17 protein-coding genes and 1 tRNA gene are annotated in these 18,261 nt (G+C 65.5%); 8 read left to right on the forward strand and 10 right to left on the reverse strand.

Annotated elements, in window-relative coordinates; genetic code table 11:
• Nucleotides 1-513 (forward strand): winged helix-turn-helix domain-containing protein, encoded by a 513-nt coding sequence (locus tag LI334_RS08535; protein ID WP_406675873.1) that lies wholly within the window; start codon nucleotides 1-3, stop codon nucleotides 511-513.
• A gap of 113 nt (nucleotides 514-626) precedes the next feature.
• The gene (locus LI334_RS08540; protein WP_227260144.1) at nucleotides 627-863 is read left to right on the forward strand and encodes a ribbon-helix-helix domain-containing protein; all 237 of its coding nucleotides are present in this window, start codon (nucleotides 627-629) and stop codon (nucleotides 861-863) included.
• Nucleotides 864-1,032: 169 nt separating this feature from the next.
• On the opposite strand, the gene LI334_RS08545 is transcribed toward LI334_RS08540, so the two are convergent.
• Nucleotides 1,033-1,467, reverse strand: coding sequence for a PaaI family thioesterase (locus LI334_RS08545; RefSeq protein ID WP_227260145.1), 435 nt, complete (start codon nucleotides 1,465-1,467; stop codon nucleotides 1,033-1,035).
• Nucleotides 1,464-3,422 carry a 3-hydroxyacyl-CoA dehydrogenase/enoyl-CoA hydratase family protein gene (locus LI334_RS08550; protein WP_227260147.1) on the reverse strand — a complete coding sequence of 653 codons (1,959 nt, stop codon included), beginning with the start codon at nucleotides 3,420-3,422 and terminating at the stop codon, nucleotides 1,464-1,466. The genes LI334_RS08545 and LI334_RS08550 overlap by 4 nt, the downstream gene beginning before the upstream one ends.
• Nucleotides 3,423-3,598: 176 nt before the next feature.
• Between LI334_RS08550 and LI334_RS08555 the strand changes: the two genes are divergently transcribed.
• Nucleotides 3,599-4,696, forward strand: a complete 1,098-nt coding sequence (locus LI334_RS08555; RefSeq protein ID WP_227260149.1) for a DUF7537 family lipoprotein — start codon at nucleotides 3,599-3,601, stop codon at nucleotides 4,694-4,696.
• Here the strand turns inward: LI334_RS08555 and LI334_RS08560 are convergent.
• The 3 genes from LI334_RS08560 to LI334_RS08570 form a co-directional block, all read right to left on the reverse strand.
• Nucleotides 4,693-5,571, reverse strand: a complete 879-nt coding sequence (locus LI334_RS08560; protein WP_227262333.1) for a DMT family transporter — start codon at nucleotides 5,569-5,571, stop codon at nucleotides 4,693-4,695. The two genes, LI334_RS08555 and LI334_RS08560, sit on opposite strands and share 4 nt — an antisense overlap.
• A 111-nt stretch (nucleotides 5,572-5,682) precedes the next feature.
• Nucleotides 5,683-6,240 (reverse strand): NAD(P)/FAD-dependent oxidoreductase, encoded by a 558-nt coding sequence (locus LI334_RS08565; protein WP_227260151.1) that lies wholly within the window; start codon nucleotides 6,238-6,240, stop codon nucleotides 5,683-5,685.
• Between the two features lie 31 nt (nucleotides 6,241-6,271).
• On the reverse strand, nucleotides 6,272-6,751 hold the full coding sequence (locus tag LI334_RS08570; RefSeq protein WP_227260153.1) for an SRPBCC family protein: 480 nt from the start codon (nucleotides 6,749-6,751) through the stop codon (nucleotides 6,272-6,274).
• Nucleotides 6,752-6,851: 100 nt separating this feature from the next.
• Here LI334_RS08570 and LI334_RS08575 point away from each other — a divergent pair, with 100 nt between their 5' ends.
• The gene (locus tag LI334_RS08575; protein ID WP_227260154.1) at nucleotides 6,852-7,997 is read left to right on the forward strand and encodes a pyridoxal phosphate-dependent aminotransferase; all 1,146 of its coding nucleotides are present in this window, start codon (nucleotides 6,852-6,854) and stop codon (nucleotides 7,995-7,997) included.
• Here LI334_RS08575 and lrpA1 read toward each other — a convergent pair.
• Genes lrpA1 through LI334_RS08590 form a run of 3 tightly spaced genes read right to left on the reverse strand, consistent with a single transcriptional unit; the run spans nucleotide 7,990 to nucleotide 11,297 of the window.
• A complete protein-coding gene (gene lrpA1, locus LI334_RS08580) occupies nucleotides 7,990-8,418 on the reverse strand; it encodes an HTH-type transcriptional regulator LrpA1 (RefSeq protein WP_227260157.1) in 429 nt (142 codons plus the stop codon). The two genes, LI334_RS08575 and lrpA1, sit on opposite strands and share 8 nt — an antisense overlap.
• A 48-nt stretch (nucleotides 8,419-8,466) precedes the next feature.
• Complete coding sequence (locus LI334_RS08585) at nucleotides 8,467-9,402, reverse strand: thiamine pyrophosphate-dependent enzyme (RefSeq protein WP_227260159.1); 936 nt, start codon at nucleotides 9,400-9,402, stop codon at nucleotides 8,467-8,469.
• A gap of 2 nt (nucleotides 9,403-9,404) precedes the next feature.
• Complete coding sequence (locus tag LI334_RS08590; protein ID WP_227260161.1) at nucleotides 9,405-11,297, reverse strand: 2-oxoacid:acceptor oxidoreductase subunit alpha; 1,893 nt, start codon at nucleotides 11,295-11,297, stop codon at nucleotides 9,405-9,407.
• Nucleotides 11,298-11,521: 224 nt separating this feature from the next.
• On the opposite strand from LI334_RS08590, the gene LI334_RS08595 reads away from it, so the two are divergent.
• Nucleotides 11,522-14,812, forward strand: coding sequence for a PKD domain-containing protein (locus tag LI334_RS08595; protein WP_227260163.1), 3,291 nt, complete (start codon nucleotides 11,522-11,524; stop codon nucleotides 14,810-14,812).
• A gap of 145 nt (nucleotides 14,813-14,957) precedes the next feature.
• Nucleotides 14,958-15,716: a hypothetical protein gene (locus LI334_RS08600; protein WP_227260165.1), complete on the forward strand. Its 759-nt coding sequence runs from the start codon at nucleotides 14,958-14,960 to the stop codon at nucleotides 15,714-15,716.
• Here LI334_RS08600 and LI334_RS08605 read toward each other — a convergent pair.
• Nucleotides 15,713-15,919, reverse strand: a complete 207-nt coding sequence (locus LI334_RS08605; protein ID WP_227260167.1) for a hypothetical protein — start codon at nucleotides 15,917-15,919, stop codon at nucleotides 15,713-15,715. The genes LI334_RS08600 and LI334_RS08605 overlap by 4 nt on opposite strands.
• A 2-nt stretch (nucleotides 15,920-15,921) precedes the next feature.
• On the reverse strand, nucleotides 15,922-16,944 hold the full coding sequence (locus LI334_RS08610) for an Mrp/NBP35 family ATP-binding protein (protein ID WP_227260169.1): 1,023 nt from the start codon (nucleotides 16,942-16,944) through the stop codon (nucleotides 15,922-15,924).
• Between the two features lie 120 nt (nucleotides 16,945-17,064).
• Between LI334_RS08610 and moaA the strand changes: the two genes are divergently transcribed.
• Complete coding sequence (gene moaA / locus LI334_RS08615; protein WP_227260170.1) at nucleotides 17,065-18,024, forward strand: GTP 3',8-cyclase MoaA; 960 nt, start codon at nucleotides 17,065-17,067, stop codon at nucleotides 18,022-18,024.
• Nucleotides 18,025-18,145: 121 nt separating this feature from the next.
• Nucleotides 18,146-18,228, forward strand: a tRNA-Ser gene (locus LI334_RS08620).
• The last annotated feature ends 33 nt before the right edge of the window (nucleotides 18,229-18,261 follow it).

The raw sequence follows: 18,261 nt of genomic DNA on the forward strand, positions 1-18,261 counted from the left end.
ATGGAACGAGCGCCGGACTGGGAGTTCAAGGAACGCGACGTGGTCATCCTGAAAGAACTCGCGAAGAACCCGCAGGTGAGTTCGCGCGACCTCACCGACATCCTCGACGAGGAGTACGACATCGACGTCTCGCACGTCACCGTCTCCGAATCCATTCGGAAGATGCGTGACGCGGGCGTGTTCCGGGAGGCCATCATCCCGAACGAGGCGTACTTCATCTTCGCGCTGATGGAGTTCAAGTTCAACCCCGAGCACTTCGCGGAGGGCTGGCGGGACGCCATGGAGTACATCCGCGACCACGAGAACACGCTGTTCTACTTCCTCTCGGACGGCGAGTACCAGTGGAAGTCCGTGATGATGTTCCCCAGCCGGCAGGCCGAGTCCCGGTGGATTCACGACTTCTACAAAGACCACGGCGCGGTCGTCTCGAACATCCGGAACTCGGTCGTGACGAACGTCCTCCACTTCGGCACGAACCCCGAGCTGTTCGACGCGCTCCCGCGAGAGGAGTAAGCCCCGGGGTCGTTCGACGACTCGGACGGTGGACTCGCGGGACTGTTTTCGGGGTCGTCGCGTCCCCGGCCGCGACCCCACCGCATTTATTGGTGGAGGTGGAAGTCGCGTGTATGCCACGCGTCGAAGTCGACATTCCGGACAACGTCGAGGTGGAACTCGACCGGTTGGTGGACGAGGGCGAGTTCGTGAGCCGTCAGGAGGCCGCGGAGGAGATTCTCGCGCACGGACTCCAGGTGTACAAGCCCGAAATCGAGGCGAACCGGGAGGAAGAGGAGATGTTCGGCGAGGAAATGCTGGAGACGAGTGAGCGGTCGCTCGGCGGCGAGGAAGACGACTACGAGTTCTAGCGCGTCGCGGGTCGCGGGCGCGCTCACCCCATACCCATGGAGCACGCCCGCCCCGCGTCCCGTGCGGGCAGCGTGGGACTCCCCGAATCGGAAGCCGTCGCCCGCACGAGACACGTGAATCGAGGGCGAGTACGGGCAAAAACCCACCGTCACACGGCCGTCAGACGCCCTACCGGAAGAGCCGATAGGAGGTCGCGCCGACCGCCACGTCCACCAGCTCGCCCTCGTACTCGCTTTTCACGGTAACGTCGGTCACGCCCATGGAGCCGCCGGCGCGCACGACCTCGGCCTCCGCGACGAGGTCGCTGGTAGCGGGCCGGAGGTACTTCACGTCGAGGTCGGTGGTGCTGAGCGACACGTCGCTCGGGTCGTCGAACGTCGTCCGGAGCGCGAACGCGCTCGACGTGTCCACGAGCGTCGCCGCGATACCGCCGTGCACGGAACCGCCGGAGTCCTCGGTTTCGGGGTTCATGAGTTTCTCGTCGTAGGGGACGCGCATGACGACGCGGCCCTCCGCGACCTCGTCGAACTCGACGCCGAGCCACGAGAGGTAGCCGTGGTCGCCGACGAACTCCTCGAACCCGAGGCCGGACGCGGTCTTCATTCGCCCGTGAACTCTGGTTCGCGGTCTTCCTGGAACGCCGCCGTGCCCTCGCGGGCGTCCTGCGTCGTGAGGAGGAGCGCGAACGCCTGGCTCTCCATCTGGAGGCCGGCGTCGAGGTCCTCGTCCGCGCCCTCGTTCATCACGCGTTTCGCGTGCTGGAGCGCGAGCGGCGGTCCGGAGACGAGGTCGTCGAGGAAGTCCGCGCAGGTGTCCTCGTACTCGTCGCTCGGGACGGCGCGGTTGATGAGCCCCCAGTCTTCCGCGCGCTCGGCGGAGATGTGCTCGCCGCGGAAGACGAGTTCCTTCGCGCGCGCCTCACCGATCATGCGGAGCGCGCGCTGGGTGCCGCCGCCGCCGGGGAGGAGGCCGAGGTTGATTTCGGGGAAGCCGAACGTGGAGTCCTCGGTGGCGACGCGGAGGTCGCAGGCGAGCGCGAGTTCGAACCCGCCGCCGAGGCAGTAGCCGTCGATCTTCGCGATGGTCGGCCGCGGGAACTCGTCCACGACCTGGAAGACTTCCGTTGGTTCGGCGCGCTTCGCGGGTTCGATGTCCGCGAACCCCGTAACGTCTGCGCCGGCGCTGAACGCGCGGTCGCCAGCGCCCTCGAAGGACACCGCGCGCACGTCCTCGGTGTCGATGGATTCGAGGAGGTCGACGACGGCGTCCATCAGGTCGTTGCTGAGCGCGTTCATGCGCTCCGGGCGGTCGAGTTCCACGTCGAGGAGGCCGTCGTCCGTGAGCTCCCAGTTGAGGGTGTTGTAATCGCCGGGGCCGCTCCCCGTGTTGTACTCGTAGAAGCCTTCGCCCGCCTCTTTGCCGGTCTTCCCGGATTCGACGAGTTCGACGAGGTAGTCGGCGGGCTCGTAGCGCTCCGCGCCGTACTCCTCGTGGAGGTCTTCGAGTTTCGCGAGCACGGTGTCGAGGCCGAGTTTGTCGCCGCGCACGCAGATGCCCTCGGGGAAGCCCGCGCCGAGTTTCATCCCGGTGTCGATGGCGTCCGGGGTCGCCACGTCGTTCCCGATGAGCTTCGCGGCCTCGTTCACCATGCGGGCTTCGATGCGGAGCGTGTCCACGTCCTCGCCCTGGCCCTGTTCGTAGGAGACGCCCTCGCCGTCGTCGTACCGGTAGTAGCCCTCGCCGGTCTTCCGGCCGAGTTCCTCGGCTTCGACCTTGGACTCCATCAGGGGCGGAATCTCCTTGCCGGCCTCCTTGCGGACGTGGTAGCCCACGTCGATGCCGGTGAGGTCGCCGAGTTCGAACGGCCCCATCGGGTAGCCCCGACCGTAGACCATCGCGGCGTCTATCTCCTCGATGGTCGCGAGGTCTTCCGAGGCCATCCACGCGGCCTCCTCGCCGAACGGCCCGAGCACGCTGTTCACGACGAAGCCGTTCACGTCCTTGCGCACGAAGATGGGCGTCTTATCGACGGCTTCGACGAAGTCGTAGGTCGCCTGCGCGGTGTCGTCGTCGGTCTCCGCGCCGTAGATGACTTCGACGAGATCCATCTTCACGGGCGGGTTGAAGAAGTGCATGCCGACCACGTCCTCGGGGCGGTCGGTCGCGGACGCGATTTCGGTGATGGAGAGCGAGGAGGTGTTCGAGGCGAGAATCGCGCCGTCCTCGGCGTAGTCGTCGAGGTCGCCGAACACGTCCTTCTTGAGATCCATCTGTTCGGGGACGGCCTCGATGACGATGTCCGCGCCCGCGACGGCGGTTTCGAGGTCTACTTCGGTGCTGATGCGGTCGAGGATGGTCTCGGGGGACTCGTCGAGGCGGTCGCTCTCGTCGAGTTTGTCGAGGCTCCACTCGATGGACTCGTAGCCGTCCTGCACGATGTCCGCCTCGATGTCACGCATCGTGACGTCGTAGCCGGCCATCGCCACGACTTCCGTGATGCCGTGACCCATGTTCCCGGAACCGATGACTGCGACCGTTTCGATGTCGTCTACGTCCATACGCAGTCGGTCGGCGCGCTCGCCCATTAAACCACCGACAGACTGTTATCGCTGTAAACACACCGCTCGTTGAACTGTACGAAACTAGCCGTTCGTGTTGTTTCTGAAATCTTCGGTAACACGGCGTCGGGCGTCGGCCGGACGTTTCAAGGGACGGCCGCGGGTAGTCGGGGAGGATGCGACGACTACTCGTCACCGTCCTCCTCGCCGCCCTGGTCGCGCTGGCCGGCTGCGGGGGGAGCGGGACGACGACGACCGCACCGACGACGGACGAAACGACGGCCGCGACGACCACGCAGGAGTCTGTGAGCGACTTCCCGCCGGGCGCGAGCGCGTCCGGCCTGACGAACGCGAGCGCGTCCGGCCTGACGAACGCGAGCGCGCTCATCGAGGCGCACATCGACGCGTTGAACGACACCGCGTACGCGTTCGAACTGGACGCGACGAACACCGGCGGCGACACCGAGACGCGGACGCGGTTCGCCGGCGCGACGGACGGCGACGACACCGTCTTCCGGCAGAACACGACCGGCTCCGCGCTCGAACTCTACGCGTCCGGCGACTACGCGCTCCAGCGCCAGTCGTCGGGCGACACCACCCGATACCAGGTGTTGCAGGGCCCGATAGCCGCCCAGCAGGCGAGTTCGATGACGACCGTCCAACAGCTCGTGCTCGCGACCTACCTCGGCGCGGGTGACTACGCCGTGACGGGGACGACCACGAGCGACGGCACGGAGTACGTCGAACTCAGGGCGACCGGCGTGAACGAGAGCTCGTCGACCGCGGAGAACGTCGAGTCCTTCGAGGCGACGCTGCTCGTGACGCAGGACGGCCGCATCGACGAGTTCACCGGAACGGTGCGCGCGAACCAGTCCGGCACCACGACCACGACGGAGTTCTCGTACGGCGTCACGGACGTCGGGTCGGCCGACCCGAGCGCGCCCGCGTGGGCGGCCGACATCCCGCAGGTGACCGCGAGCGTGGCTGACGGCGGGAACGCGCTCGTCGTGGAGAACACGGGCGGGAGCGCGGTCGCCGCGAACACGTCCCTCACGCTGATGACTGACGCGGGCTACGCGGACGTGACGTTCGCCGCGGAACTCGCGCCCGGCGAGACCGCGTACGTCGCCGCGACCGAGGGCGACGGCGGCCTGACCGCGACCGTCACGCGCGACGCGCCAGCCGACGGCGGCTTCGACTTCGCGAGCGCGAACCGCGTCGTCCTCACCGGGCAGGCGGGGAGCGTCGTCTTCCAGTTGGTCGTCGAAAACTAACTCCGCTGTCGCGCTCGCGCGGTCGCGATGATTCCCGCGAGCACGACCGCGCCGCCGGCGACTGTGGCGGCCCCCGGGACTTCCGTGAACACGAGGAGCGCCAGCAGCGTGCTACCGACGGGTTCGCCGAGCAGGGTGACGGAGACGACGCTGGACTCGACGTGTTCGAGCGCCCAGTTCACGACCGTGTGCCCGAACAGGCCTGGGCCGAGCGCCATCGCCGCGAACAGCACCCACTCCCCGCGGGGGTACGCGAACAGGGGGTGGCCGGCGGCGAGGACGAGCGCGAGGAGGGTGAGCGTGCAGACGGAGTAGACGACGAGCGTGTAGGGGACGAGCGCGATGCGCTGGCGGAGCGACCGCCCGGCGAGCACGTAGACGGACGCGGCGAGCGCGCCCGCGACGGCGAGCAGGTCGCCGTAGAGCGCGCCCGACCCGAGGAAGGTAGAGAGAACGCTCGCGCCGCCGAGGACGGGGTCGCCGAGCGCCATCACCGCCGCGCCGGCGACGGCGACGAGGATGCCGGCGAGCATCCGGCGGGTGAGGCGCTCGCCGAGCAAGAGTGCCGCGCCGAGCGCGACGAACAGCGGCTGGGTCTGGACGAGCGTGACCGACGCGGCGACGCTTGTCCAGTTCAGGCTCTCGAACCACGCCGCGAAGTGCACGGCGAGCGCCACGCCCGAGACGATGGCGACCGCGGCGTCACGCGAACCGAGCGACCGCACGGTGCCGGCGTGGCCGCGCGCGAACGGGAGGATGCACGCGGTCGTGAAGAGCACGCGGTAGAACGCCTTCACGAGGCTCGGCGCGCTCGACGCCTCCACGAGAATCGCGCTCGTCGAGACGGCGACCACCGCGACGGCGAGCGCCGCCATCGGGTTCGTGCGCGCCGCCAGTCGGTCGAGACCACTCACTACCCGATAACGAAACGCGCGAAAGAAGTGAATTGCGTTCGGAGACGCCGACCCAGCCGGTACGAGGGCGTTTTAGACGTCGTCGGGCACGTCGAAGTCGTGGTAGTGCTCGCCCTCCTCCTTGGAGAGGATGTCGAGCGCGGCGGCCGCGCCGTCGCCCGCGGAGATGACGGCCTGCCACTCCTGGTCGCGCACCATCGCGCCGGTCGCGTACGCGTTCTCCACGCTCGTCTCCATGTCGACCCCGACGTCCACCACATCGCCGTCGAAGTCCGCGCCGAGCTCCTCCGCGAGGTCGCGGTTCGCGCCCGTCGCGAGCACGAGATAGTCGGACTCGTACTCGTCCTCGCCAGTCACGACGTGGAACCGTCCGTCCTCGGTCTTCGTGACGGACTCGACTTCCTCGTCGTCGTGGAGTTCCGCGCCGTGGTCGTCGCTCGCGTGCTTGCGCGCGCGCTCGTGGAAGACGCTCCCGTCGATGGAGCGGATGCCGAGGTAGTTGAACAGGTGGGCCTTGTGGAGCCACGTCCCGTCCGTGTCGAACACCTTCGTGTCGAGGCCGTTCTTGGCGGTGAACAGTCCAGCGCTCAGTCCTGCCGCGCCACCGCCGACGACGAGTACGTCAGACATACCTCAGAATCCGGACGCGGGCCGCATAAATCTACAGGCCGGAGAAGTGTTCGCGGGTTCGGCGGTGGCGCGCGCGAAACATCATATCGAGACCGGGGCGGCCGAGCGCGGCGGGCGCGCCGAAGGGGAGTTCGTACCGGACGCGGTCGCGAATCAGGGTTCGGTCGTCGGAGTCGGCGTAGAACAGGTGGGTGTGTCGCCACGAGGCGAACGGCCCGCCCTCCATCTCGTCCACGAAGTACGCGAACCCGTCGCGTTCCTCGCGTTCCGCGATGACGGACGTCCAGGACTCTCTGGGGCCGGGGAGGAACGGCGGCCCCGCGGACATCCGGATGCGCGCGCCGGGTTCGAGGACGCCCGGGTCGGGTGCGCCGTCCGGGCCGACGACGGACTCGATGCGGAGGCCGGCCCACGCGGGCGTCAGTTCTTCGAGGCCCTCGACGCGCGAGTGGAACGCCCACACGTCGCTGAGCGGCGCGTCAACCCGGACGTCGCGTTCGTACATCGCCATACGGGGGGTAGGACGGCCAGCATGTAAACGCTCCCGGCGGCCGTGGCAAGTGCTAGCGACAGGAAGCACGCTTATGTACCACAGGGACTTTCGGGAGAGTATGCCCTCGGAGCGTGCGACTCGCACGACACCGTTCACAGCGATGTCCGTCCTCGAACGTGCCAGCGAACTGGAGGGTGTCGTCCACATGGAAGTGGGCGAACCCGACTTCGAACCCCCCGCGGCGGCAATCGAGGCGGCGGCAGCGGCGCTCCGGGACGGCCCGACGGAGTACACGTCGAGCCGCGGAAAGCAGAGCCTGCGGGACGCCATCAGCGACTACTACGACCGCCGGTACGGCGTGGACGTGCCCGCGGAGCGCATCATCGTCACGCCGGGGTCGTCCCCCGCGCTCCTCCTCACCATGCTGTCCATCGTCGACCCCGGCGAGGAGGTCGTGCTCACCGACCCCTACTACGCGTGCTACCCGAACTTCGTCCGGCAGGCCGGCGGCACGATTTCGACGGTGCCGCTCGACCCCGACGCGGGGTTCGCGCCCGACGTGGACGAGTTCCGGTCGGCTATCACGCGCGACACCGCCGCGGCGCTCGTGAACTCGCCGAGCAACCCCACGGGCGCGGTGATGAGCGGCGACAGCCTGGAAGCCATCGCGGAGCGCGCGCGCCGAACCGACACGCGCCTCGTTTCGGACGAGGTCTACCACGGCCTCACGTACGACGACGACGAGCACTCCGTCCTCGAATACACCGAGGACGCCATCGTGCTCGACGGCGTGTCGAAGCGCTACGGGATGACGGGCTGGCGGCTCGGCTGGATGGTCGCGCCGCCCGACCTCGTGGAGACCCTGAACCGGCTCGCGCAGAACATCGTCATCTGCGCGCCGAACCACGTGCAGGACGGCGCGGAGGCCGCGCTCCGGATGGGCGACGACTGGCTCGACGGCATCAAGGAAACCTATCGGGAACGCCGCGACTTCCTCGTGGACGCCGCGGACGACCTCGGCCTCTCGATGGACTACACGCCCGGCGGCGCGTACTACCTCCTGCTCGACGTGAGCCACCTGCCCGGCGACGCGTTCGAGGTCGCGGACGTGTTCCTCGAAGACGCCGGCGTCGCGATGACGCCCGGCCCCGACTTCGGGGAGGGCGCGGAGGACACGCTCCGCGCGTCGTACGCGACGAGCACGAGCGACCTCGAAGAAGCAGTCTCCCGGCTGGACGAACTCCTCTCCCAGACCGCTATTTGAGGCGTTCCTGCAGGAAGGAGGGGTGGGCGGCGGTGACGCCGTCGATTTCCAGAATCTCGTCGGAGATGACCGCGCCGAGTTCGTCGCCGTCCGCCGCGCGCACTTCCGCCATCAGCATGTGGTCGCCGCTGGACGTGTAGAGCGCGTGCACGCTCTCCAGTTCCTTCAGCGCGCGCGTCGCCTCGACGTACTGTTCACTCGCGACGTCGATACCGACCATCGCGATGCTCTGTCCCGAGAGCTTCTTCGGGTCGACGTCGGCCGAGTAGCCGACGATGACGCCCTCGTCTTCGAGTTTGTTGATGTACTTCCGGACCGTGGGCTTGGAGACACCGGCGTCCTCGGCGATATCCGCGTACGAGGCTTGCGCGTCCGCTTCGAGCGCCGACAGGATGCGGTCCTCGGTCGATTCACTACTCACACCCTCTCTTTGGCGTCCGTGAAAAAATATCTTCCGAAGGAGTAAACGCTACTTGTGGCGGTCGATGTAGTCGAACGACCGCTCCCACTCGGCGGAATCGTCGAAGTAGCGCTCCGCGAGCGGCTGTTCCGGCATCGAACCGCGGTGGCGCTTCTCCTGCTGGTAGGACCTGCGGCCCTCCTCCACGTAGTAGCGGCCCGTGAGCACGGTGCCCTCGTAGAGGGCGTCCTCGGTCTCGTGCATCATCTCCTGGGCCTCGCGGCGGTCGGACACGTCGAAGTCGTAGTCGTCGGAGTCCTGGATGTCCACGTAGGGGACGTACTGCTTCGCGTCCTTGTTCCACGTCGGGCACTGCGTGAGGAAGTCGACGTGACTGAAGCCGTCGTGCTCCATCGCCTCGACGAGGATTTCCTTCGCCTGGTTCGGGTTCACGGCGGCCGTGCGCGCGACGTAGGACGCGCCGGACGTGAGGCCGAGCGAGAGCGGGCGAATCGGGGCCTTCGCGTTCCCCTCCGGCTGGGTCTTCGACTTGTGACCCTGCGGGGACGTGGGCGACGTCTGGCCCTTCGTCAGCCCGAAGACCTCGTTGTTGAACACGATGTAAGTCATGTCGTGGTTCTCCCGGGCGGTGTGCATGAAGTGGTTCCCGCCGATACCGTACCCGTCGCCGTCGCCGCCGGCGGCGACGACTTCGAGGTCGGAGTTCGCGAGCTTCGCGGCGCGCGCGACCGGGAGCGAGCGACCGTGAATCGTGTGGAAGCCGTAGCTGTCGAAGTAGCTGTTCAGTTTGCCCGAGCAACCGATGCCGGTGCAGAGCAGGACTTCCTCGGGGTCTTTCCCGAGTTCCGCCATCGCACCCTTGAGGGCTTTGAGGACGCCGTAGTCCCCACAGCCCGGACACCAGGTCGGCTGCGGTTCGATACCGGGCGTGAATTCGTTCTGGTCGACCTCGCGGTCGTTACCGATTGCGCTGAATGCACTCATTGTTAGTCACCTGCCGCGGGTTCGAGCCGCGTCTGACTGGATGGTTCGTCGAGCCGGTCGTCGATCTCGATCTCGGCCGCTTCCACGATTTCCGCGGGTTCGAACGGGTTCCCGTTGTACTTGAGGAGGCTGGAGAGCATCTCGCCGTAGCTCCCGGTCTCCTTCTGGATGTGGCCGCGGAACTGCGCGGTCGTGCTCATCTCCACGACGAGCGCCTCGCTGACGCTGTCGAGGAAGTCACGAACCTTCCGCTCGGGGAAGGGGGCCATCTCCGAGATGGAGAGCGCCTTCACCGAGTACCCGTTCTCGTTCAGGCGGTCGACGGCCTCCTCGACCGTCCCCGTCTGACTGCCCCAGGAGACGAGACCGAAGTCCGCGGACTCGTCGCCGTACACGTCCTGGCGCTCGTCCTCGTCGAGGTCCGCGCGAATCGACCGCATCTTGCGGAGCCGGCGGTTCATCTGGTTCACGCGGTTGTCGGGGTCTTCGCTGATGTGGCCCTCGGGCGTGTGCTCGTTCCCCGTCGCGAGGAAGTGCCCGCCCTTCTGGCCGGGAATCGACCGCGGGCTCACGCCGTTCTCGGGGTCGTGGCGGAACCGCTCGAACTTCCCGAACTCGTCGTGCGCGGCCTCCGCGATTTCGTCCTCCGTGAGCGTCGACCCGAGGCTGGGGTTCGGCTCCTGGTCGAAGAACGAGGCGGGGACGTTCCGGTACTCGCCGGAGAGCTTCTGGTCGTAGATGACCATCACTGGAATCTGGTACTCCCACGCGATCTGGAACGCTTTCCGCGTCTGCTCGTAGCACTCCTCGGGGTCGCTGGGCGCGAACACCACGCGGTGGCTGTCGCCCTGGCTCGTGTAGAGGACGTGCTCCAGGTCGGCCTGCTCGGGCTTCGTCGGCATCCCCGTGCTGGGGCCTGCGCGCATGGATTCGACGAGCACGAGCGGCGTCTCCGTCATCTCGGCGAGACCGAGCGGCTCGGACATGAGCGCGAACCCGCCGCCGGACGACCCGGACATCGCCTTCACGCCCGCGTGCGACGCGCCGACGGCGAGCGCCGCCGCCGCGATTTCGTCCTCCACCTGCTCGCTGATACCGCCCACGTCGGGCATGAGCTGGGTGAGGATGGTGAACACGTCAGTCCACGGCGTCATCGGGTAGCCGGAGATGAACCGGCAGCCCTCGTCGAGCGCGCCGTACGCGATACCGTGGCTTCCGGAGACGAGCACCTGTTCTTCCTCGTGTTCGCCCTCGGGTACGGACACGTCGTGCGCGTCCACGTCGTACTCCTCCTGGACGGTCTCGTAGGCGTCGCGGAGCACGTCGAGGTTGGCGTCGAGGATGTCGCCGCCCATCGCGTCGGCCATCAGTTCCTCGATGTAGTCGAGGTCGAAGCCGATGATTGCGGCGGTCGCGCCGACCCCGGCGGTGTTCCGCATGATTTCGCGGCCGTGTTCCTTCGCGAGACCGCGGAGGTCGAGGTCGTAGACGTGCCAGTCGTTCTCCTCGACGCGCTCGTCGAAGTTCTCGATGTCGTCGGTGTCGAGGAGTCCGGAGTCGTAGACGATGACGCCGCCCTCGCGGAGTTCGTCCAGGTTCTCGGAGAGGGGTTTGACTTCCTCCTCGCCGTAGTACGCGCCCTCCTTCGGGTTCCGGGCGAAGGAGTCGCCGAGCGAGAGCAGGAAGTTGTAGCCGTCCCCCCGGGAGCGGACGTTCTCCTCCGACGCGCGAATCTCGACGTACGTGTGGCCGCCACGGATACGCGACGGATAGTGCCGGTGCGTGAAGACGTTGAGGCCCGAGCGCATCAGCGCCTTCGCGAAGTTCTGGCTCGTCGAGTCGATTCCGTCCCCGGAACCGCCCGCGATTCGCCAGATGAGTTCGTCGTTAGTCATAGTAGGTCTCTGGCCCCCTGCAGTCTGGGCCTTATCGCAAAATTTGGCGGGACTCACTAAATCGTTTGCTATCCATTGGCAGGGAAAAATCGTGAAAAACAGGCGAGCGAGCGCCCCTCCACCGCCCTCGACGGGTTTCCCCGACGGCGTTGTGTGCAACCTCAAACACGAAAGTACAAATACAGTACCGTAAATATAACAGTTTAGAAATGCGGAAATATCTCGTGGTTGTCCTCATCCTCGCCCTCCTCCCGACGGCCGTCGCCGCCGACGGGAACGAACGCCCACTCGCGGAAGCCGGACTCGACCAGACCGCCACCCGCGGCGCGCCCGTCTACCTCGACGCCACCGGCTCCCACGACCCAGACGGCGAACTCACCGAAACGACGTGGACGATACGACACCCCAACGGCACGACGCGCACGCCCGACTGCGCGACGTGTCCGCGCACCACGTTCACGCCGCAAACCACCGGCACGTACGCAGTCACCGTCCGCGTCACCGACGACGACGGCGCGACCGCAAGCGACACCCTCTACGTCACCGTCGAACCGGGCGACCCGCCGACCGCTACCCTCGACGGCCCCGACGCCACACCGACGGGCGACGCCGCGACCTACCGCGTCGCCGCGACCGCGGGAACCGCCCCGCTCGCCACAATCTCGTGGTACGTCGACGGAACCCGCGTCCGAACGACCGCCCTCGACGCCGCCGAGGACGCCGACACGCTCACGCACTACTTCGACCAGCCGGGCGACCACACGGTTCACGTCCGCGTCACCGACGACGACGACACCCACGCGACCGCCCGAACCCACACGAGCGCATTCACGACACCCGCCGAACCCACGAACACCCCCGACGCACCGGACGACGGCGCGAACCCCACGACAGCGCCGCCGACCACCGACACCCCAGCCGACACGACACCGCTCCTGCGAGGGCCGCGCGTCGTCACCGGCGAACAACCGCTCACCGCACCCTACCGCGTGACCGACCGCCCCGCCGACGCGACCACCCGACTGTACGTCGACGACACCCTCAGACACCGCGGCCACACAGCGACGCTAACCCTCGCCCCCGGCGTCCACGACATCTCCGCCACCACCGACGCGACACCCGTCCGATTCCCCGACAACACCACCACCGTCATCGCCGACCCCGCCCCAACCGCCCTCATCCACGACGTCCAAACCGGCCCCGGACTCACCGTCACCGCGAGCGCCACCGACGCGCTCCACAACCTCGACACCCTCACCATCAGCCTCGACGGCACCCCCATCCACCACCGCGCCCGCACCGACCTCGACCACATCAAACACACCCACACCACCCTCCGCACCACCTACCGCCACCCCACCCTCTCACCCGGCAACCACACCCTCACCATCACCGCCACCGACACCAGAAACCAAACCACCACCGCCACCAAAACCATCTCCGCACCCAGACCCCCAGAAATCATCTCCGCCAACTTCGTCGGCCGCGACGACAGAACCGCCTACGACCACCGACTCTCACCCCAGAACTACATCGCCCACCACATCACCAAAATCGCACTCAACGGCGCAACACCCGCCGATGTGACTATCCAATCAGAGCCGTCTTCTGAAGAAACATTCCGAATCACCACTCCCCCATACGACCGGACGCGAGAGTACGATGCGACCACAGACACACTCATCCTGCACGACTACTGGGCCGTCGACATCCCCCGCCAAGCACACATCGGAACGCGAGTCCTCTGGAACGGACAACTCGGATCTGAACTATCGCTAGGCGAGTTCCGCGCGTACCCGAGCGATCCAGTAATCCGATATACAATCGACGACAACGGGATGTATCCCTATTTCCACCAACGCGGAATGGTGATTAACGCCAGCAGAACGTTCGATCCCGACGATGAAACGCTCGAATTTGAATGGAAAGGAAGTGGAGCTGTCAAAAAAGTATCTCCCAGAATAGCGAAAGCTGAATCATTGAGTAGATTAACTCTCGTCGTTCGCGACGGAAACGGAGGTGTATCTAGGCAAACGTACAGCTTCACTAATGGGTATGTTCCTCCTATTGGGGAGATTACTGAGGTTTCGAGCGGGCCATACCAATGGAATGACTCTGTTCAGTTCCGGGTGTCGTCCAGCGCCGAGCGGTTGCTGAAGAATCGGTACGAGAGGAACCTCCAAGTAGGGATTCGTATACTCGGTGAGGGCCGCGTGTTGTCTTGGGACAAGAGCTACCCGTTAGTGTACGAAGGCTCTAGACAGGGCTCAGCGGTACAGTTTAGCGGCGTTGTTTCGATACCTGCAAAAGAGTTCGTAGACGGGAATCCGTCGGTAGAGTTATTCAATGAGCAAGGGGGAGACTGGAACGCAGTTTCTGAGGTACTCCCAGATGTATGGGGACTACAGCAGGGGCCACCGGAAGTCGTGAACGAGTCGGTCATCGGCGCGGAGTACTTAGTCGAGCGTCCGACGTACACGACGCAAGTCGTTCGGAGCGAACAGAAGAAGAATGAACTGCTCGGATCCGGATACGAGATTACGAGTGCTGAGCAGGTCGGGATGCGACACACTGTAGAGGAGCGGCGGTTGGTCGCACCTGCGCAGTACGAGACGGAGTACAAGACGTTCAGCCAGCAGGGGTATCTTGAGGCGTTCCTATCGGTGAACGATGCGTGGCGCGAGGGGGCGTCGTCGACGACGCTCGAAGAGCGGTCAGTGACCGAGTACGAGTGGCGCGATTCGCGGTCGGGGAGCGGTCAGTTCACGGGGGAGACGCGGCGGGTACTCATCGACGACGCGGACTACAAGACGTACCGGCAGTACCGGTACGACCGTCGCGTGCAGCGAACAGGGACGAAGACTGTGACGCGGTATCGGATGGGGCGCGTCCCGTACGAGGTCACGGAGCAAGTCCGGCGGTGTAACGACTTCTTCGGGTGTTACTGGGCGACAGTCACCGAAACCCGGTGGAAGACCGTTCAGGAACCCTATCAGACGACCGTCTCGTACACGTACTGGACGACGGAAACGGAGACGTACTGGGGACTGTCCAAGCGGAGTTGGGATCACGAGTTCACCGGGCAGACCTCGCGGGTGAAGGTTCAAAACGCCCGGTACGGAACGGAGTACCGGTACAGCTACGAACGAACGTACACCGAGCGCGTAACGACGTACACCGCGACACGGCAGGTGCAAACCAGCGACCCGACCTACGAGTGGGTTCCGGTCGAATCGACGAGCGACATACTGGACGCCGCCTCGATCGCTGCCGATCCGACACAGCGAATCAGTGAATCGGATCCGATTACCGCGTGGACGATGCAGAAACGAACCGGGACGCAAACCGAATGGGTCGACACGCCCGTTAGGGAGGAAATAGTCGCGAAGACACGACTAACGGTTCGGCAGACGCTCAAAGTCCCATATGTGCGGGAACTCAGCTGGGAGGTAGTCGAGAGGAAGGTCGTGAACACGACGACCCGAACCGTAAACGGGTACGAACCAGCAGAATAAAATACTCTAAAATAAAATAAATACAAATATGGTAAATAAAAAATATATTGCTATACTGTCTGTTTGCACAATCCTCCTCTGCACGGGATTACAGATGCCGCCCCAGACGGAGACGTTCACGTCCTTCGGCGGTATCGAATACACCGTGTCGTTCGACGAGCAAACGAAGCAAATCGACCTTACCGCGTACAACCCACACGAAGAAACCAGGCAGACGGGATACGAGATCACCGTGGATCGCTGGCTGTACGCCCAGCCACATTTCAACATCTCTGCCGGAGAAACATACCAGGAATCGTTCAACGTCACTGATGGATTGGATGTTGAATCCGTAGTGCACACAGTAAACCTCACTACGTTCGGTGCCGCAGCGAAGTTCACGTTCGACCAAGAATACAATACCCTACATCCCGGGGCCGTACCAGTCCCAAGAATCACTGATATCGAAGTCGATACTGGGACTGCTCGTGGGAACGAATCAACAGTCGTCTACGTGACTGTGGAGAACCCCAGCAAGACGGGGTATGTGTCACACGCCGTTGCATATACCGAAGAAACTTCTGCGTCGTCTAGTATGGCGAATCCCCTACCCGGAACCTCTGAGACGGTGATGTTGGAGTTGTTGGAGCCGGTTGGGTCGGATGTTCGGGGGGAGATTCGGTTGTTTATGGGGAAGCCGAACGAGACGGAGGGGGCGTTGGAGCAGGTGGAGTTCAGCGGGGCTGCTGGGTCAGAGACCGAGTACGAGCGGGAGGCGTATGAGCCGTTCAGGCTGGACGGGCCGAACGGCGGGTATTCGTACGGTGGTTCGGGCGGTGACGACATTCCGGACGGCGTTCCGCTGCTCGTGGCGGGAGTCCTTGGTGTGGTGTTGCTCGGTGGCGCGTGGTGGTGGCGGCGTTAGCGGTCGAGGCCGCCCTGTTCGCTGACCTGGAGGATGTTCCGCATGTTGAGGTAGATTTCCTGTGGGCTGGTGTCCTCGTCGTCGTCGTAGAGGTCGCTGACGCGCTGGAGGATGGCGGCTATCTTCTCGCCTTCGTCGCTCTCGTCGCGGAGGTCGCTGGCGACGTCGCGGAGTATCTCGCGTTTTTCGTCGTCGCTGAGCATGGTTACTGGAGGCTGCGGCGGTTGAGGATGCCGGTCATGTTGGCGACGTTGCCGGCGAGGTCGCGGAAGGCGTCGCCGGTCTCGCTGTCCTGGTCGAGGACGATGGGGCGGCCGCCGTCGCCGCCTTCGCGGACGCGGGGGTCGAGGGGGAGGGAGCCGAGGAAGGGGAGGTCGTTGTCGTCGGCGAACTCCTCGCCGCCGCCGCTGCCGAAGATGTCGTGGTGGCCGCCGCAGTCGGGGCACGTGAACGTGCTCATGTTCTCGGCGATTCCGAGGACGGGGGTGTCGTGTTTGCCGAACATGCGGAGGCCCTTGCGGGCGTCGTCGATGGCGACGTTCTGGGGGGTGGTGACGACGACCGCGCCGGTGAGGGGGACGGTCTGGAGCATGGTGAGTTGGGTGTCACCGGTTCCGGGCGGGAGGTCGACGACGAGGTAGTCAAGGTTCCCCCACTCGACGTCCTCGACGAGCTGGGTGATGACCTTGTGCACCATAGGGCCGCGCCAGATGACGGGGTCGTCGTCGCCGACCATGAACGCCATGCTCATGAGTTTCATCCCGTACTTCTCGGGCGGGACGATGGTGTCGTCCTGGGTGGCCTTGGGGTGGTCGTCGGCGTCGACCATGCGGGGGACGTTCGGGCCGTAGATGTCGGCGTCGAATAGGCCGACGCGTGCGCCGCGGTCGGCGAGGCCGGCGGCGACGTTGACGGAGACGGTGCTCTTGCCGACGCCGCCCTTCCCGGAGGCGACGGCGATGACGTTCTTCACGCCGGGGAGCACGGAGCTGTCGGTGTCTGTGTGCGCGGAGATGTCGGGGGTGAGGCCTTCGTCGCTGAGCGCGTCGCGGACGCGGTTCGCGATGGAGGTCTCGTTGGGGGCGTAGGGCGCGCCGAGAGCGAGGGAGACGCTGGCGGTGTCGCCCTCGACCCGGATGTCGTTGACGAGGTTGAGCGAGACGATGTCGTCGCCGAGGTCGGGGTCCTCGACGGTGCGGAGGATGTCGCGTACGTCCTCGGGAGTCATGGCGCGGAGTAGGTGGTGTGGCGTGGATAAGGATTGCGTACCGGCGGATGTAACCGATTCCAGTTACGGAAACGCGCTTCTACCCACGATTTTATGCACGTCCGGGCGGGAGGTATGGGTATGCGCGAGGACTCGTTCGGGCGGGAGGTCTCGGGGGTTCGGGTCTCCCTCACCGACCGCTGTAACTTCGACTGCGTCTACTGCCACAACGAGGGACTCGGGGACACGCGGGGGCCGATGGACGCGCGCGACCACGAGATGAGCGCGGACGACGTGGTTCGCTTCCTCGAAGTCGTAGAAGAGTACGGCGTCGATTCCGTGAAATTCACGGGCGGGGAGCCGATGCTGCGCGACGACTTGGAGGAGATTATTCGGCGGACGCCGGAGTCGATGGAGGTGTCGATGACGACGAACGGCACGTTCCTCCCCGGGCGCGCCGAAGCGCTCGTGGACGCCGGCCTGGAGCGCGTGAACGTCAGTCAGGACGCGCTCGACCGCGAGCAGTTCAAGCACGTCACGCAGTCCGGCGCGTACGACCGCGTGCTGGAGGGCGTGGACGCCGCGCTCGACGCCGGCCTCGACCCCGTGAAGCTCAACATGGTCGTCTTCGAGAAGACCGCGGGCTACGTGGAGGGGATGGTCGAGCACGTCGCGGAGAACTCGGGGCTCCAGCTCCAGCTCATCGAGTTCATGCCCGAACTCGTCGGGAAGCCCGAGTGGGCGGTGGACATCGACCGCGTCCACGACTGGCTCGCGGACGAAGCGGACGAAATCGAGCACCGCGAGATGCACGACCGCAAGCGCTACTGGGTGAACGGCGGGATGGTGGAAATCGTCGACCCCGTGGGGAACGCGAACTTCTGCGCGAACTGCCATCGCGTGCGCGTCACGCACGAGGGATACCTCAAGGGCTGTCTGAACCGGAACGACGACCTGAAATCGATGGGTGAGATGACGAAACCCGAGATTCAGGAGGCGTTCGAGCGGACGGTGGACGAGCGCGTGCCGTTCTACGGCGAGTACATGGTGCGGGACGGCGACGGCGGCTGGGAAGTGAACGAGAAGTACGTGACGGCGTGACGCTCCCCCGGGTGACGGCGGTTCGTGATGTTTAAGTAAGGGCGGTGGTTCGTTACTGATGCAGTCACTGTAGGGGCGCGAGGTCCCGAGTCCGAGAGGGCGACAGTACACACGAGAACGGGTCGTGGTAGCCTAGCCTGGTCAAGGCGCAGGGTTGCTAACTCTGTGGCGTAAGCCTCCGGGGTTCAAATCCCCGCCACGACGCCTCAACCGCAACGAACACCCACGAAATCAAAC

Origin of the sequence: Salarchaeum japonicum (assembly GCF_020614395.1) — an archaeon.
GTDB classification, from domain to species: domain Archaea; phylum Halobacteriota; class Halobacteria; order Halobacteriales; family Halobacteriaceae; genus Salarchaeum; species Salarchaeum japonicum.

What these genes read in the sequence shown, in the direction of transcription:
- LI334_RS08565 (WP_227260151.1), bottom strand. Translation starts at nt 6,240, where the DNA reads ATGTCTGACGTACTCGTCGTCGGCGGTGGCGCGGCAGGACTGAGCGCT.
- LI334_RS08590 (WP_227260161.1), bottom strand. Translation starts at nt 11,297, where the DNA reads ATGACTAACGACGAACTCATCTGGCGAATCGCGGGCGGTTCCGGGGAC.
- LI334_RS08610 (WP_227260169.1), bottom strand. Translation starts at nt 16,944, where the DNA reads ATGACTCCCGAGGACGTACGCGACATCCTCCGCACCGTCGAGGACCCC.
- LI334_RS08585 (WP_227260159.1), bottom strand. Translation starts at nt 9,402, where the DNA reads ATGAGTGCATTCAGCGCAATCGGTAACGACCGCGAGGTCGACCAGAAC.
- moaA (WP_227260170.1), top strand. Translation starts at nt 17,065, where the DNA reads ATGCGCGAGGACTCGTTCGGGCGGGAGGTCTCGGGGGTTCGGGTCTCC.
- LI334_RS08545 (WP_227260145.1), bottom strand. Translation starts at nt 1,467, where the DNA reads ATGAAGACCGCGTCCGGCCTCGGGTTCGAGGAGTTCGTCGGCGACCAC.
- LI334_RS08605 (WP_227260167.1), bottom strand. Translation starts at nt 15,919, where the DNA reads ATGCTCAGCGACGACGAAAAACGCGAGATACTCCGCGACGTCGCCAGC.
- LI334_RS08560 (WP_227262333.1), bottom strand. Translation starts at nt 5,571, where the DNA reads ATGGCGGCGCTCGCCGTCGCGGTGGTCGCCGTCTCGACGAGCGCGATT.
- LI334_RS08535 (WP_406675873.1), top strand. Translation starts at nt 1, where the DNA reads ATGGAACGAGCGCCGGACTGGGAGTTCAAGGAACGCGACGTGGTCATC.
- LI334_RS08540 (WP_227260144.1), top strand. Translation starts at nt 627, where the DNA reads ATGCCACGCGTCGAAGTCGACATTCCGGACAACGTCGAGGTGGAACTC.
- LI334_RS08555 (WP_227260149.1), top strand. Translation starts at nt 3,599, where the DNA reads ATGCGACGACTACTCGTCACCGTCCTCCTCGCCGCCCTGGTCGCGCTG.
- LI334_RS08575 (WP_227260154.1), top strand. Translation starts at nt 6,852, where the DNA reads ATGCCCTCGGAGCGTGCGACTCGCACGACACCGTTCACAGCGATGTCC.
- LI334_RS08550 (WP_227260147.1), bottom strand. Translation starts at nt 3,422, where the DNA reads ATGGACGTAGACGACATCGAAACGGTCGCAGTCATCGGTTCCGGGAAC.
- LI334_RS08570 (WP_227260153.1), bottom strand. Translation starts at nt 6,751, where the DNA reads ATGGCGATGTACGAACGCGACGTCCGGGTTGACGCGCCGCTCAGCGAC.